The organism is Nonomuraea sp. NPDC050404 (assembly GCF_040655495.1).
Taxonomy (GTDB): domain Bacteria; phylum Actinomycetota; class Actinomycetes; order Streptosporangiales; family Streptosporangiaceae; genus Nonomuraea.
The window spans coordinates 150,741-165,019 of the sequence record NZ_JBFAKB010000029.1 but is presented as its reverse complement, the minus strand read 5'-3'; the positions used below and the strand labels follow the sequence as shown (position 1 = coordinate 165,019).

Genomic DNA, 14,279 nt, shown 5'->3' with positions numbered 1-14,279 from the left:
TCCTGATGGCTGGGCAATGGGAGCCGGATGAGCTGCGAGGTTCACGTCCGGTTCTGCGAGAGCCGGGGGGTGAAACTCCCCCCGGCTACTCACCTGGTGCTGTGTCATGAGGTCACCGTCCTGCGTCGTCAGGTCTCCCGGCCACGACCAGACTGGGTCGACCGAGCGCTGCTGACCGCACTGGTGCGACTGCTGCCCACGCGGCTTCGCCGCCATCGGATCGTGACGCCGGGCACCTTGCTGGCCTGGCACCGCCGCCTGGTCAGCCAACGCTGGACCTAACCGAACGCGACCGGACGTCCGCCAATCCCGGATGAACTGCGTAACCTGGTGATCCGAATGGCCGACGAGAACCCACGATGGGGGCGCCGGCGGATCCAGGGCGAACTGCTCGGCCTCGGCCATCAGATCGGAGAAGGCACCATCCGCCGCATCCTCACCGCGGCCGGCCTCGGTCCAGCGCCACGCCAGACCTCACCTACCTGGCGACAATTCCTCACCTCACAAGCCTCCGGCATCCTGGCCTGCGACGTCCTGCACATCGACACCGTGTTCCTCAAGCGCCTGTACGTCTTGTTCGTCATGGAGATCGAGACACGCCTCGTGCACTTGATGGGCGTCACCTCCAACCCGACCGGCGCATGGACCACCCAGCAGGCCCGGAACCTGCTGATGGACTGGTGAACGCGCCGGCGCCTTCAGGTTTCTCATCCGGGACCGTGACGGCAAGTTCTCCCGCTTCTTCGATGAGGTGTTCACCGCCGCTGGCGGGGGTTCACTACTTGCGCGGCCGGCGCCCTTACCGAAAGCCCTACAAGCTTCGGCGATAAATCGCCAGGCCCCTAGAGGTTCGACGTAGTGATGGGCGCTCACACCGGAGAATAGCCACTTTGGGTGGCACGAACGACCCACAGGCTGCGCCATCCAAAAGTGTCCAGCGCGAGGCCACGCCATGGTCCGTGCCAGATCACACGGAAGGGCTCGTGTGCGTATCCCTGCTTGTCATCCCGGCCACGGGGCGCACCCCCGGCGCGCGGGGTTGACAGCGAGATAGCAGTCCCGCGGCGACCTGCGCCGTGACGCGAGGGCCCGCCGCCACCATGCCGGTGGCGGGCCCTCGCCGTACACCCGGAAGGCGTACTTATGGGAAACGCACCCCACGTTTGCCTAGCAGACGCTCTGAAGCGGAAGCGGGAGCCCAGATGCCTCCAAGGAAAGGCCGGGCACAGCCCCGGTGCCCGGCCCGCAGAACGGGATCGCGCCCCCGGCGGTGCCGTGGACCGTGTTCACGAGGCCGCCGGGAAACGGCGCCGCCGCGCCGGGACCGCGAGCGCGCACAGCGCGGCGGCTCCGGCCAGGACAAGAACGCCGGTGGCGAGGCTGATGATGCGCATGGGAGTGACCCTCCTGATCGGGGAGGCCCTTGATGTCCCCTGCGCTGTCTGTGCCACGCGAGCCCACCACCGAACGTCACTGGTGGTGACGGTGCGCTGTCAGGCGCGGGGGTTCGCGGCTTCGTGCGGACAGGACGGCCGACGCAGGCGCACACTGGGGCGGGTGGACGCCTCTCGGGATCAGTGGCGGGCCGCCGTCGAGGAGTCCCGGCGCCGGGCCCGGCGGGCTGCCGAGATGACGGCGCGGGTCCGGGAGTACGCGGCACGAGCGGCCGAGCGCCTCCGGGCCGTGCAGGAACGGCGGGAGCGCTGGTGGCGCGCGGGGTGGGGCCAGAACTCACCGTCAAAAGTGAGCCTCGATCCAGGATCAGAGCGGCGCTCGCCGGAGCGCGAGTTCCTGGCGCAGAGGAACAGTGAGCCGCCCCAAGACGGTGACCGCAGAGACGGAGCGCGCGACCTCATCCACGAGCGGATCCTGCGGACATCGAATGGAAATGAACGCGTTGGCGGGGGGCGAGTCGGCGCTTCCGGCGGGGTTCCCGTTCGTGTTCGTCAGACGCCGAGTACCTCGCGCCCGCCTCCCGATCCGGTCGTGGCCGGGATCGACGGGTTCCGCCCTCAGGGCACCTGGCCGGGCAGTTCCCGGCACGACGGAACCCCCCCCGGCAGCGACGGGGGGGTCCACTTTTGCAAGGTCGTTGGAGGTCGGCGGCGAACGGCCGGGCCACGAACGCCCGGCCCGGCCGCCGGCCGCCACTCACCGGCACGGAGTATCCCGCGCGCTCTGGCGCCCGGTGTGGCTAGGGGATGGTCAGGTAGAACTGCGTGTCCACGCGCGTGCCATCGGAGGCACGGAAGGTAAAGACGGTGACGGTGTTTGTTGCCTTGTTGTTGCACTCGGTGTTCGGCCAGTTGTAGGCGCTGATGGTCCTGCTGCCGCTGCGTGCCGTGGCTTGGATCGGGGTGCTGCTCGTCACGGTTACCGAGGGGTCGACGGCGATGCAGTACTTGCCGGTGTCGTATTTGGTGACTGAAGCGATGTTCTTGCTCGACTGCAGGGTTCCATCGGCTGCAACGATGGCGTAGGCCTGCGCGTAGGGGGCGTCAGCGGCATGGGCGGTAGCCGGCGCCATGATGGCAGCCGCCGCCATGAGCCCGACGCCGAGACGCATGCCGGTCCTAGTAATGATCACGGGAGTTCCCTTCCTGACAGCCGCTGCGTGCGGCCATAAGATCAGCATTACCGAGAGTAGCTCTTTGATTACTCAACGCCATATGAGGTAAGCATATGGTTACCTGGCGGTGACGTTCATGGCCCGTCAGTGCCACTGGCCCAAGCGGGCCCAGGCAAGCGCCGCCCCCGCCAGGCGCAGCGCCCCGCGCCGCCTGGCCCGTCTCCTGCTCACCCATCCGACCGGCTACGCGACAGCGACACTCAACTGGTGCAGGAACTTCACCGCCGCCCGTCCTGAGCTGACCGCGCTCGCCCGCCATGTCCGCGACTTCGCAGCACTCCTCACCCCGGCTGAAGGCAACGACGACAGCTTCACCGCCTGGATCACCAGCGGCGGGGTCAGAGCCGCCCGGTCTTTGACCCTGCGCAGCAGGATGCCCGCCTTCAGCGCGCGCTCATACAGCTCGGGCCTCGGCTCGGCGAGTTCGACGCCGATCATCAGGCCGACCCCGCGAACCTCCTTGACCACGTCCCGCTGTGCCAGCGGCGCCAGCTCGGCGAGCATCCGCGCGCCGAGATCGGCGGCGCGGGCGACGAGCCGCTCGCGTTCGATGATGTAGATTGGCCAGCGCGACGGCGGCCCACGCGGCATGCCCGCCGAAGGTGAAGCCGTGCATCACCGGCGCCTCGCCGAGCATCGACACCACCCGCTCGCGGACCATGACCGCGCCCATCGGCACGTAACCGCTCGTCAGCGCCTTGGCAACGACCATGAGGTCGGGGCGGATGTCGTAGCGTCCGGCGGCGAACCAGCGCCCGGCGCGGCCGAAGCCGGTGGCCACCTCGTCGGTGATGAGCAAAATGCCGTGGCGGCGCAGCACCCTCTGCACCTCCGCCCAGTAGCCGTCCGGAGGCGGGATCATGCCCGCCACGCCCAGGACGGGCTCGGCGATGAACGCGGCGACCCGCTCCGCCCCGACCCGGTCGATGACCGCTTCCACCTCCGCGACCAGATCCTCCGCCGGGCGGCCGTGGAGAGGCGACAGGTGGACGAACCCGGGCGCGAGCGGGCCGTAGTCGTGGCGGTAGACCTCCATTCCGGTCGCGGCCATGGCGTTACCCGTCACGCCATGGTGAAAGGCGTGCCTGGCCAGGACGAGCGTACGGCCGGGGCGCCTGTTCGATGCCAGGCCAGGCGCGCCAGCTTGATCGCGCTGTCCACGCCCTCACTCCCGCCGCTGGTGAACAACACCCGGCTCAGCCTGGCCGGAGCCAGGGCGGCCAGCCGGTCGGCCAGCAGCCGGGCCGGCTCGTTCACCATGGCCGCCATCAGCGGAAAGGAGGCCAGCTGACGCATCTGCGCGGCGGCGGCCTCGGCCAGCTCGGCGCGCCCGTACCCGACCGCGCACTGGCAGAGCACGGCCGTGGTGTCGATGAGGTCGCGGCCGGTGTCGTCCCGCAGCACGGCGCCGCTGCCTTCGATCAGAGACACGGCAGGAACGCATCAAGCCGCGCGAACCCAGTGAAGAGGGCAGAATTCATCGATCAGCTCCACGGCATCGCGAGTCCGTCACATCAGCCTCTCTTTTCCGGCGAAGCGATCATCCGTGTTGCGGGAAGCGTCCACCCGACCAGTGCGCGAAGCCATCGGCCCAGAGGCGGCCTGCCGCACCGGCCCTGTGGCCGCCGTTCCTGCCCGAGCCGTTCCGGCGTTACGGGCGCCACAGTGTCAAGCTCCGGCCAAGCTTCCCGCCTTGCCCCACGCCCGTCGCGGCCCGGCAGGGTGACGGCGGGTCTGACGGCTTCCGCAGGTACGTGCGGGCGGGAGCCCCGGCTGGTCACCGGACGTGCCCGCCTTCCGCATCTGCGCGGGCCGCGCGGCGCGGTGGCAGGCCCTCCGGCGCGAACCTCCACGTCAACCAGGTCGGCTGGGTACCGACAACCCCGGGCGCCCACGGCCCCACCGCGGCTCCGTCCCATCACCAAGTACAGGTAAGCACACACCCGAGATCAGCATCGGCACCGTCCTGGCGGGCCTGGCTTTGGCCGCCGTCACCGTGACGATCGCGTCCGCCGTCCACGCCACTGCCGCCGTCGACAAGGAGGGCAGGTGTCAGGTGACGCAGTATCTGGCCGCGTGGCGGTGCTCGCCGATGTCGGGTGGTGTGCAGCGCTCTCCATGGATCACCGGCGGCCACGTGTGGAATCCCGGCCCGCGTTCTTCGCAGAAGAAGGTGATCTCGCTAGTGGCGTGGGCGTAGGGGGCAGCGATCAGGCTGGGGGCGATGCCGAGGATGACAGCGGTCGCGGCCAGTGGCGTTCGAGTGAAGCCGAAACGTCAACGCCTTGACTACTGTAAGTAATTGTTTGATTATTCTCTGTAGTTGATCGGCTATCGGCTGTACCGGCCGGAGGGGACTCGGCGTGCTCACAGACTTGCAGGAACGCAAGCTCGACAAAGCGTTCGGTCACATGGACGTCAACCGCAACGGGCGTCTGGAACTCGATGACCTCATCGCCCTGGGAACCAGGGTGCTGGCCGCCTTCGGCGTCAGCCCCGACAGTAACCTGGGCAATCGCCTGTTCAGCAGCTACTCCGACTACTGGGAAGTCCTGCTCACCAAGATCGATCTGGACGGCGATCGCAAGATCAGCCCCGAGGAGTACCGGCTCGGGATGAACGCGGCCTTCGTCGAGGACCCCGACGGTTACGAGAGGGCTCTGCGGCCGGCGATCCAGGCGACGCTCGACGTCACGGACGTCAACGGCAATCGTGCGCTGGACCTGGAGGAGTTCCAGCGGTTCCAGTCCGCCTTCGGCACCAGCCCGGAGGATGCGGAGTTTGCCTTCCGGAAGATCGACACCGACGGTAGCGGCGCACTCACCATCGAGGAACTGGTGGAGGCCGGTCGGCAGTTCTATGTCGGCGAAGACCCCGTTCTGACCGGCAATTGGCTCTTCGGCCCGGTCTGAGGCAGAACGATGGCGGCCGCCTGTCACGCTCGGGACGGGCGGCCGCCGACTGAGAAGCGGGGGGTCATGCGGGAACCGTTGGCGATCGTGGGAGTCGGCTGCCGCCTGCCGGGCGGCATCGAGAGTCTGGAGAGCTTGTGGGAGGCGCTGGTCGCCGGAAGTGACCTGGTGACGGAGGTGCCTGCCGATCGGTTCGATCCGGCGTGGTTCGTCGATCAGGCGACCAGGCGGTACGGCAAGAGCTACACCGCCCATGGGGCGTTCCTGGACGACCTGGCCGGATTCGACGCCGACTACTTCGGGATCGCGCCGAAGGAGGCCGACCGGCTCGACCCGCAGCAGCGACTGATGCTGGAGCTCGCCGTCGAAGCTCTCGACGACGCCGCCATCGATCCGGCCGGCCTCGCGGGGTCCGACACCGCGGTGTTCGTAGGCGTGTTCAACGGCGACTACGGCAACCTCCAGTGCCGCGATCCCGCCAGCCTCAACGCCTACTCCGTCGCCGGATGGACCTTCGGCAACACCGCCAACCGGGTCTCCTACTGCCTGGATCTGCGCGGTCCCAGCCTGGGTATCGACACCGCCTGCTCCTCCGCGCTGGTCGCCCTGCACGAGGCGGCCCAGGCCGTACGCTCAGGGGAGTGCGGGATTGCCCTGGCCGGAGGCGTCAACGTGCTGCTCGACCCGTTCTCGTTCGTCGGGTTGTCGCAGGCCTCCATGCTCTCGGCCCGCGGCAGGTGCCAGGCCTTCTCCGCCGCTGCCGACGGTTACGTGCGCGGTGAAGGTGCGGGCATGGTCGTGCTCAAGACGCTCGCGGACGCGCAGGCCGATGGGGACCGGATCCACGCCGTCCTGCTGGACACCGGCACCAACGCCGACGGCCGCACGCTCGGCCTGACCCATCCGGGCGTCGAGAGCCAGACGCGGCTCCTGCAGACGATGTACGCGGACATCGATGTGGACGACCTGGTCTACTGGGAGGCGCACGGCACCGGCACACCGGTCGGCGATCCCGTCGAATGCGAGGCGGTCGGCCGGGCCGTCGGGTCGCGCCGCTCGCCGGGCAACGCGCTCCCGATCGGTTCGATCAAGTCGAACATGGGCCATCTGGAGTCGGCGGCGGGCATGGCGGGGCTGATGAAGGCGCTCTTGGTGCTGCGGCACGGGCAGATCCCGCCCTCGCTGCACGCCGAGGTGCTCAATCCGGCCATCGACTGGGCGGGGCTGAGCCTGTCGCCGGTTCGCGAGCAACGGCACACCGCACAGGTGGAGCGGGCGCTCGCCGGAGTGAGTTCCTTCGGCTTCGGCGGCGTCAACGCCCACGCCCTGCTGGCCGCGCCACCGCGACGAGCAGCGCCGCCGGACAGTGCGGCGCCGTCAGACATGGCCGGTACAGCGGGCCCGGTGGCGCGAGCCGTACCCCTGATCGTTTCCGGGCGAACGCCGGCCGCCGCGACGGAGCTGGCGCTGCGCGTGGCCGACCAGTGCGAGACGCTGCGGCCCGAGCAGTTCCACGATCTGGCCTACACCCTCACCCGACGCCGCGGCCTGCGCGAACACCGGGTGTCGGTGCTCGCCACCACCCCTGCGGAGGCCGCCGGGCTGCTTCAGCAGGCCCAGCCGACGGCAGCCGGGCAGGACGGCAGGATCGCCGTCGCCTTCGGCGGCGCGGGCACCCCGTGGCCGGGCATGGCCGACGATCTCATGGCGGCGGATCCGGATTTCCGCGCCACGATCAGGCACATCGGCAAGCTGCTGTCCAGGCACGTGTCCTGGTCGCTGGAGGCCGAGATGGCCGCCCCGGCGAGCCGTTCCCGGCTGGCCACGGCCGAAGTGGGCCAGCCCGCGATCTTCGCCATGCAGATGGGCATCCTCCAGATCCTGAAAAAGCATGGCCTGGTGCCTGATGTCGTTTTCGGGCACAGCGTGGGAGAGATCGCGGCCGCCTGCGCCTCCGGAGCGCTCGACCTGGAGAACGCCGTCCTGCTCTGCGCCGAACGCGGCCGGGCTCAGCAGCTGACCATGGGCCAAGGCGGCATGGCCGCGGTAGGCCTGCCCCCTGACCAGGCCGCGGAAGCCATCGAGCCCTTCGGCCTCGAGATCGCCGCGATCAACAGCGACCGCGACGTGACGGTCGCGGGCCCCGGTGAGGCGCTGGAGCAACTGGAGGAGGAGCTGGCGGGCAAAGGCGTCTTCTTCCGCCACCTCGCCGTGGACTTCGCCTTCCACAGCCAGGCCATGGATCCCCTGCAGGCTGGCCTGACCAAGGCACTGGCGGAGCTGACACCCGCGTCCCCGGCCATCCCGATGATCTCGACGGTCACCGGCCGCCCCGTCGAGGCCCCCCTGGATGCCGCGTACTGGTGGCGCAACGTCCGTCAGCCGGTGCTCTTCGGCCAGGCGGCCGCTCACCTGGCAGACGCGGGATTCCGCATCTTCCTGGAGGTCAGCCCGCACTCCGTCCTGCAGACCTACCTGAAGCGGGCCGGCCGGCAGGTCACCGTCCTGCCCACGCTCCGGCGCGACGAGCCGGGCTCGCCGGCGGTGCGTACGGCTGTCGCCGCCCTGCTCGCCGCCGGTGCGAAAGCCGACTGGACAACGTTCTTCCCCCTCCCTGGACGGGTGCTCGACCTGCCTGCCTACCCCTGGCAGCGCGAACGCCACTGGAATGGCCAGGCCGACTGGTGGGCGCCCAGACTGGAGCATCCGCTGCTCGGAGCGCGTACGCAGGCGCTCGACCCGACCTGGAGCGCCCCGATGGACCCGGCCAGGGTGACCTGGTTGAACGATCACCAGGTGGCCGGAGCCGTGGTGGTTCCCGCGGCCGGATTCGTCGAGATGGCCCTCGCGGCCGGTGCGGAGACACTCGACGGCCCGGTCGAGGTGGTGGACATGAAGGTGCTGCGCCCGCTGGCCATCCCCGAGGAGCGGGTCCCGCACGTCCAGGTCTCGATCTCCGAGGACGGCAGCGTGCGCATCGCCTCCAGGACCGGCGCGCAGGAGGAGTGGCACCCGCACGCCCGATGCCGAGTGCGCCAGGCGGTCTCGGCAGCCGTGCCGAAGGCACCGAGCCCAGCCGTGGACTCGGCGCTGGAGCTCGGAGCGGAGGAATACTACGCCCTCGCGACCCGGGCGGGCCTCGACTACGGACCGGCGTTCCGCGGTGTGCGGAGTGTGCGAATCGCGGACGCGCAAGCGCTCGGGCAGTACCGCTTCACTGAACCCTCCGGCGCCTACCAGGTGCACCCCGCACTCGTCGACAGCGCCCTGCAAACCGGGCTGGCCATCCTGTGGCAACACGGCGACGAACCCACCGCCTACGTGCCGATCTCCTTCGAACGCGTCAGGCTGTGGCGGCAACCACCGGGCACGGGCCTGGTCCACGCCAGGCTCCGGCCGCAGATCGACCCGCGCGAGGCGGTCGTGGACTTCACCATCACCGACACCTCGGGGGTGGTCACGATGGAACTGACCGGATGCCGGGTGCGCCGCCTGCCCGGGGAGGAAGCTCCCGCACGGCACGTGACCGTCCTGCGCGCGGCCCCGCACCCCGGCACGGGGGCCGGCGCGGGCATCGCCATGACCGACCTGCTCGCCGCGGTGGAACCGCACCGCCTCGACCTGCGCAAGCGGCTGCTGGCCCGGCGTGACCGGCACGCGCGGTTCATGACCAGCTACGGGCGGCTGGCCGCCCACTTCACCGTCAAGGCGATGCGCGACCTGGCCGGCGAGCGCTGGAGCCCGGCCGACCTGATCTCAGCCGGGATGCAGCCGAAGTACGTCCGGCTCGCCCGCACCCTGTGCGCCCAGGCCGGCGAGCTGTGCGAGCCGGCAGGCGAGGGTACCTGGCGGGCGACCGGCCACCCCGATCCCGGCCCGCTCTTCTCCGACGCCCTGTTCGAATTCCCGGAATACGCGGCCGAGCTGCAACTCCTCGGCCAATGCGGGCGGCAACTGACCGAGGTGCTGCGAGGTGCCAAGGACGCCGTCGAAGTCGTCTTCCCGCAGGGTGGGCTCCAGGCCGCTGAACATTTCTACGACAGCGGCCCAGTGCTGCGCCCTGTCAACCTGCTGGCCCGATCCGTGCTCGAGGAACTGGTCGCCGCCTGGCCCGCCGGCCGCCCGCTCCGCGTCCTGGAGGTGGGTGCCGGGACCGGCGGGATGACCGCGACCCTCCTGCCCGTGCTGCCGCCCGAGCGGACCCGCTACACCTTCACCGACCTGTCTCCCGCCTTCCTCACCTCGGCCGCCGCCCGCTTCAAGGGCTTCGACTTCGTCGACTACCGGGAACTGGACCTGGAGGAGGACGCGGCAGAGCTGAGAGCGAGCTTTGATGTCGTCATCGCGGCCAACGTGGCGCACGCCACCACGGATCTGGAGGCGACACTCGGCCGGATCGCCGATCTGCTGGACGATCGCGGTCTCCTGCTGCTGGGTGAGACTCTCGACGCGGGCCCGACAACCATGATCTTCGGCCTGCTGGACGGCTGGTGGTCGGCCACCGACACCACCCTGCGTCCCGGCGGCCCGCTGATCCGGGCAGCCGACTGGCTGCGGCTGCTGCCGCGCTGCCGGCTCACAGAACCTGCCGAGCTGCGCGCGGAGGAGGAGGCGATCGGCATCGACACCGCGCTCTTCCTGGCCACCCGAGAGCCGAGAGCCGAAGCCGCCGCCCCGCCGCCCGTCGCGACCGGAGACTGGGCGATCATCACCGAGTCGGGCCGCGACCAGGCACTGGCCGAAGCGGTCGCGGGCGAGCTGACCAGAGCAGGAGCCCGGGCCGGCGTCGCCCCCGACCTGGGAAACGCCCGCCATGTCGTCTACTTCCTCGACGGCGACCACGCCGCGGCGGACGCCGACCCGGCGGACTGCGCGCAGCGGGTCGTCTCGGCCACCGCGACCTTCGGCGCGATCGCCGCCGCCCTGGAACCGGGCGCCACACTCTGGCTCGTCACCCGCCCGTCCGGGACGTTCCCCGCCCCGGAACGGCCGGACTTCCCCGGTGACGCTGCCCTGTGGGGAGTCGCCCGCTGCCTGGTCAACGAGATGCCCGGGCTCGCCGTACGGAAAATCTCCCTGGAGCGTGGAGCGTGCGACGCCGAGCGACTCGTGGTCGAGTTGCTCGCGCAGGACGAAGAGGACGAGGTGGTGCTGACCGCCTGCGGCCGGTTCGTGCCGCGGCTGCGCCCGGCACCGGAGCCCGCCGCGGTCGGTGCCGAGCCCCGCGTCCTGCGGCTGCGCAACCAGGGCTCGGCTTTCCGCCTGGACTGGGCGCCCATGGCGGTGCCCGTCCCGGGCCCCGGCCAGGTGACGATCGAGGTCCGGGCGGCGGGCGTAAACTACCGCAATGTGCTGTGGGCGCTTGGCAGGCTGCCCGCTGACGCGGCGGGCGGGCCGAGCCACGAACGGGTCTACGGCTTCGACTGCGCCGGAGTGGTGACCGCGGTCGGCGCGCAGGTTCAGGACCTCGTTCCGGGCGACCGCGTATTCGCCGCCGCCGAGCACCCGCTCGCCTCGCACGTGGTGCTGGAGCGTGCCGCGCTGGCCCGCATTCCGGACACCATGGGGTACGGCGAGGCCGCCACGCTGCCCGTGGCCTTCCTGACCGTCCGCCTCGCTCTCGCAGACGATGCCGTACGGCTCACGCCGGGCGAGACGGTGCTGGTGCACGGCGCTTCCGGCGGCATGGGCCTGGCCGCGATCCAGCACGCCAAGCTGGCAGGAGCCCGGGTGATCGCGACAGCGAGCACGCCAGGCAAGCGCGACCTGCTCAGGAGCCTGGGCGTGGAGCACGCCCTGGACTCCCGCGGCCTGCGCTTCGCCTCCGAGGTCAGGGCCATCACCGCAGGCGAGGGCGTGGACGTGGTGCTGAACTCGCTCGCGGGCGACGGCCTGGCCCGCGGGGTGGAACTGCTGCGTCCCCGCGGCCGCTTCGTCGAGCTGGGCAAGCACGATCTCTTCTCCGACGGCAGGCTGGCGCTGAGCCTGCTCCGGGGCAATGTCTCCTTCGTCACCGTCGATCTCAAGCAGATCGCCGAACAGGTGCCCGACGTGGCGCATCGGCAGTTCGGGGAGATCGCGCGCCTGGTCGCGGCGGGCACCTATCGGGCTCTGCCGTACCGGAGTTTCCCGGCGGAGCGCATCACCGAAGCCTTCGACCAGATGCGGACGTCCCGGCACATCGGAAAGCTCGTCATCGAGTTCGAACCTTCGGCCCCCGCCACGCAACGGCGCGGGCTGGATCCGGACGGGGTCTACCTGGTCACGGGCGGGCTGGGCGGGTTCGGCGCGCGGGCTGCCCACTGGCTGGCGCGGCAGGGCGCCAAGCGGATCGCGCTCACCAGCAGGCGCGGCCTGGACGGGCCGGAGGCGCGCCAGACCGTCGAGTCGCTGACCGCCCTGGGCGTGGAAGTGACCGCGCACCGGGCCGACGTCACCAATCTGGAGGCGATGCGTGCGATAGCCGGACCCGAGGTCAAGGGCGTGATCCACGCGGCGATGGTGCTCCAGGACGCGCCCCTGACGGAGTTGACGCCGCAGCACGTGCTGGCCGCGCTGGAACCGAAGCTGCGCGGCGCGCTGGTGCTCGACCGGCTGGCGCCGTCGGCGGAGCTGTTCGTGCTGTTCTCCTCCGTGACGGCGACGGTCGGCAACATCAGGCAGGCCAACTACGCGGCCGGCAACCTGTTTTGCGAGGCGCTGGTCAGGGCAAGGCGGGCGCGCGGCGCGAGCGGTCTGGCGGTCGCCTGGGGAGCGGTCGGCGAGGTCGGCTACCTGGCGCGTACCAGCGAGGCCGAGGCGTTCGTCTCCCGATGGACCAGCCCGATGAAGCCGGCCAAGGCGCTGCCGGTGATCGGCGAGCTCCTCGCCCAGGACCTGGACGTCGCCCTGATCGGCTCGGTCGACTGGGACAGCGCCCGGCTGCTGTTCCCCTCGCTGGACGCGCCCCGCTTCTCCGCCATTCGCTCGAACGATCCGGCCGCGCCGACCGCAGACCTGCGGGAGCTGATACGGGCCGGCGACGAGGCCGGGCCGCTGGTCACCGAGGCCGTCACCCGGCTGCTGGCCGGAGTCCTGCAGGCCGAACCCGCCGACATAGCGCCACAGCGACCGCTGGACGAGCTCGGCATCGACTCCCTGATGCGAGCCGAACTGCAGGGGGCGATCTGGCGCAATCTCGGCTGCGACATCCCGATCATGGCCATCGGACCGGGTACCAGCGCCGACGAGCTGGCCAAGCAGGTCCTCACCCGGATGCGTGCCCTGTGAGCGTCCTGGTGACCGGGGCCACCGGCTATCTCGGCGGTTACTTGTGCGCGCAACTGCTGCGGTCGGATCAGGTCTGCTGCGTGGTGCGCGGCCGTACCGACCAGGGTGCGGACGAACGGTTGCGCGCCCACCTCACCAGGCTGGGCGGGCCGTTCGACCAGGAACGGCTGACGGTGGTGCGCGGCAACCTGAGCCAGCCGCGTATGGGTCTGTCCGCCGCCGTCTACACGAGGCTGGCCGAGCGGGTGGAGACGATCTACCACTGCGCGGCGACGGTGAACCTGGCCGCCTCGTGCGAGCATCTCGTCCCGGGCAACGTGACAGCGACGCAGGAGATCGTCCGGTTCGCCCGCCACCGCAGGGCCAAGGCACTCCACCATGTCTCCTCCGTCGCGGTCTTCGCCGCGGCCCGCGAGCTGGGCTGCACGGAGGTGGATGAGGCCACTGAGCCGATCCTGGCGATGAGCGGCAGATTCGGGTACGGCCAGGCGAAGTTCCGCGGCGAGGAACTGGTGCGCCTGGCCGCCGCCGAAGGCCTGCCCGCCACCATCTACCGCCCGGGCGCCATCCTCGGGCACAGCCACGACTGGCAGTTCTCCGACACAGACCTGTGGACCCGGCTGATCCGCGCAGCCATCGAGGTGGGCGCGGCCCCGGCCAGCCCGGCCACCATGCCGGGAGCGCCCGTCGACCACACCGCCGCGGTGATCATCGCGCTGTCCCGGTTGCCCGGCGCGGCCGGACAGGTCTTCCACCCCAACTACCTGGAGCCGATCACGGTCAGCTCCGTCTTCGACCAGGTGCGGGCGGCCGGCTACCACCTTCCGGCCATCGATCCGGCCGACTGGAAGCAAGCACTGCTGCGCCAGGCCCACCTGCCGGCCGCCGGGCTCGTCCTGGCGTGCTGGCCGGGTATCGCGTACATGGTGGTCCCCGAGCCCCGCTACCTGCCTCCGCATTGTCGCGCGCGACTCACGACCTCGGCGGCACCGATACCGGAGCCCGCTCTCGACCGGGCGTACTTCGCCCGGATGCTGGCGGGTATCGCGGAACGGGGCTACATCCCGAGGGCGTGACCACGACTGAGCTCAGCTGCGCGTACGAGCCACCCAGAAAGCGCCACCACCATATTCACGGATCCTTCGAAAGCGCAGTTCAAGATCGAAGCAGATCACGTGATGGCCGCGGAACAGTGTGATGCCCGGGCAGTGGCCGGCGCAGTACATCCTGACCGGCGACCCGGACTTCGTTGTGACCCATGGCGGGGGACCATGGCAGAGACGTTGATGTCGGCCGAGGCCGACGCCCCTGTGCGGCGCCGCCCGCCACGGTGAGCGAACTATAGCTGTCCACCGCCAGCCCTCACCATGCCCCAGTCAACACCGACAACAGAACGGCCGGCCGCCCTGCCCCCGCGCCGGTAGTTCGTCTCTATCAGTCCTATCGCCACCGAGAAGGAGTGCACCGTG

Annotated in this window: 6 protein-coding genes and 2 pseudogenes; 5 read left to right on the top strand and 3 right to left on the bottom strand. The window is 70.4% G+C overall.

Annotation, left to right across the window (positions count from 1 at the left end):
- Positions 1-69 precede the first annotated feature (69 nt).
- Positions 70-282 carry a hypothetical protein gene (locus tag AB0I81_RS51075; RefSeq protein ID WP_360674608.1) on the top strand — a complete coding sequence of 71 codons (213 nt, stop codon included), beginning with the start codon at positions 70-72 and terminating at the stop codon, positions 280-282.
- A gap of 21 nt (positions 283-303) precedes the next feature.
- Positions 304-684: pseudogene (locus AB0I81_RS51070) on the top strand (IS3 family transposase); the annotation flags it as partial.
- 1,510 nt (positions 685-2,194) lie between these two features.
- Here AB0I81_RS51070 and AB0I81_RS51065 read toward each other — a convergent pair.
- From AB0I81_RS51065 to AB0I81_RS51055, 3 genes and pseudogenes are all read right to left on the bottom strand, one after another.
- Positions 2,195-2,566 (bottom strand): hypothetical protein, encoded by a 372-nt coding sequence (locus tag AB0I81_RS51065; protein ID WP_360674605.1) that lies wholly within the window; start codon positions 2,564-2,566, stop codon positions 2,195-2,197.
- 246 nt (positions 2,567-2,812) lie between these two features.
- Positions 2,813-3,695 (bottom strand): annotated as a pseudogene (locus tag AB0I81_RS51060) (aminotransferase class III-fold pyridoxal phosphate-dependent enzyme).
- Positions 3,692-4,060 (bottom strand): aminotransferase class III-fold pyridoxal phosphate-dependent enzyme, encoded by a 369-nt coding sequence (locus tag AB0I81_RS51055; protein WP_360674602.1) that lies wholly within the window; start codon positions 4,058-4,060, stop codon positions 3,692-3,694. Before AB0I81_RS51055 ends, AB0I81_RS51060 begins: the two are co-directional and overlap by 4 nt.
- Positions 4,061-4,992: 932 nt before the next feature.
- On the opposite strand from AB0I81_RS51055, the gene AB0I81_RS51050 reads away from it, so the two are divergent.
- From AB0I81_RS51050 to AB0I81_RS51040, 3 genes are all read left to right on the top strand, one after another.
- A complete protein-coding gene (locus AB0I81_RS51050) occupies positions 4,993-5,541 on the top strand; it encodes an EF-hand domain-containing protein (RefSeq protein WP_360674600.1) in 549 nt (182 codons plus the stop codon).
- A gap of 66 nt (positions 5,542-5,607) precedes the next feature.
- Entirely contained in the window at positions 5,608-12,810 is a 7,203-nt protein-coding gene (locus AB0I81_RS51045; RefSeq protein ID WP_360674597.1) for an SDR family NAD(P)-dependent oxidoreductase, read from the top strand.
- Entirely contained in the window at positions 12,807-13,886 is a 1,080-nt protein-coding gene (locus AB0I81_RS51040) for a thioester reductase domain-containing protein (RefSeq protein ID WP_360674594.1), read from the top strand. The genes AB0I81_RS51045 and AB0I81_RS51040 overlap by 4 nt, the downstream gene beginning before the upstream one ends.
- Positions 13,887-14,279: the final 393 nt, after the last annotated feature.

Excerpts from the sequence above, each read along its gene's own strand:
- AB0I81_RS51065 (WP_360674605.1), bottom strand. The coding sequence starts at position 2,566 with ATGCGTCTCGGCGTCGGGCTCATGGCGGCGGCTGCCATCATGGCGCCG.
- AB0I81_RS51045 (WP_360674597.1), top strand. The coding sequence starts at position 5,608 with ATGCGGGAACCGTTGGCGATCGTGGGAGTCGGCTGCCGCCTGCCGGGC.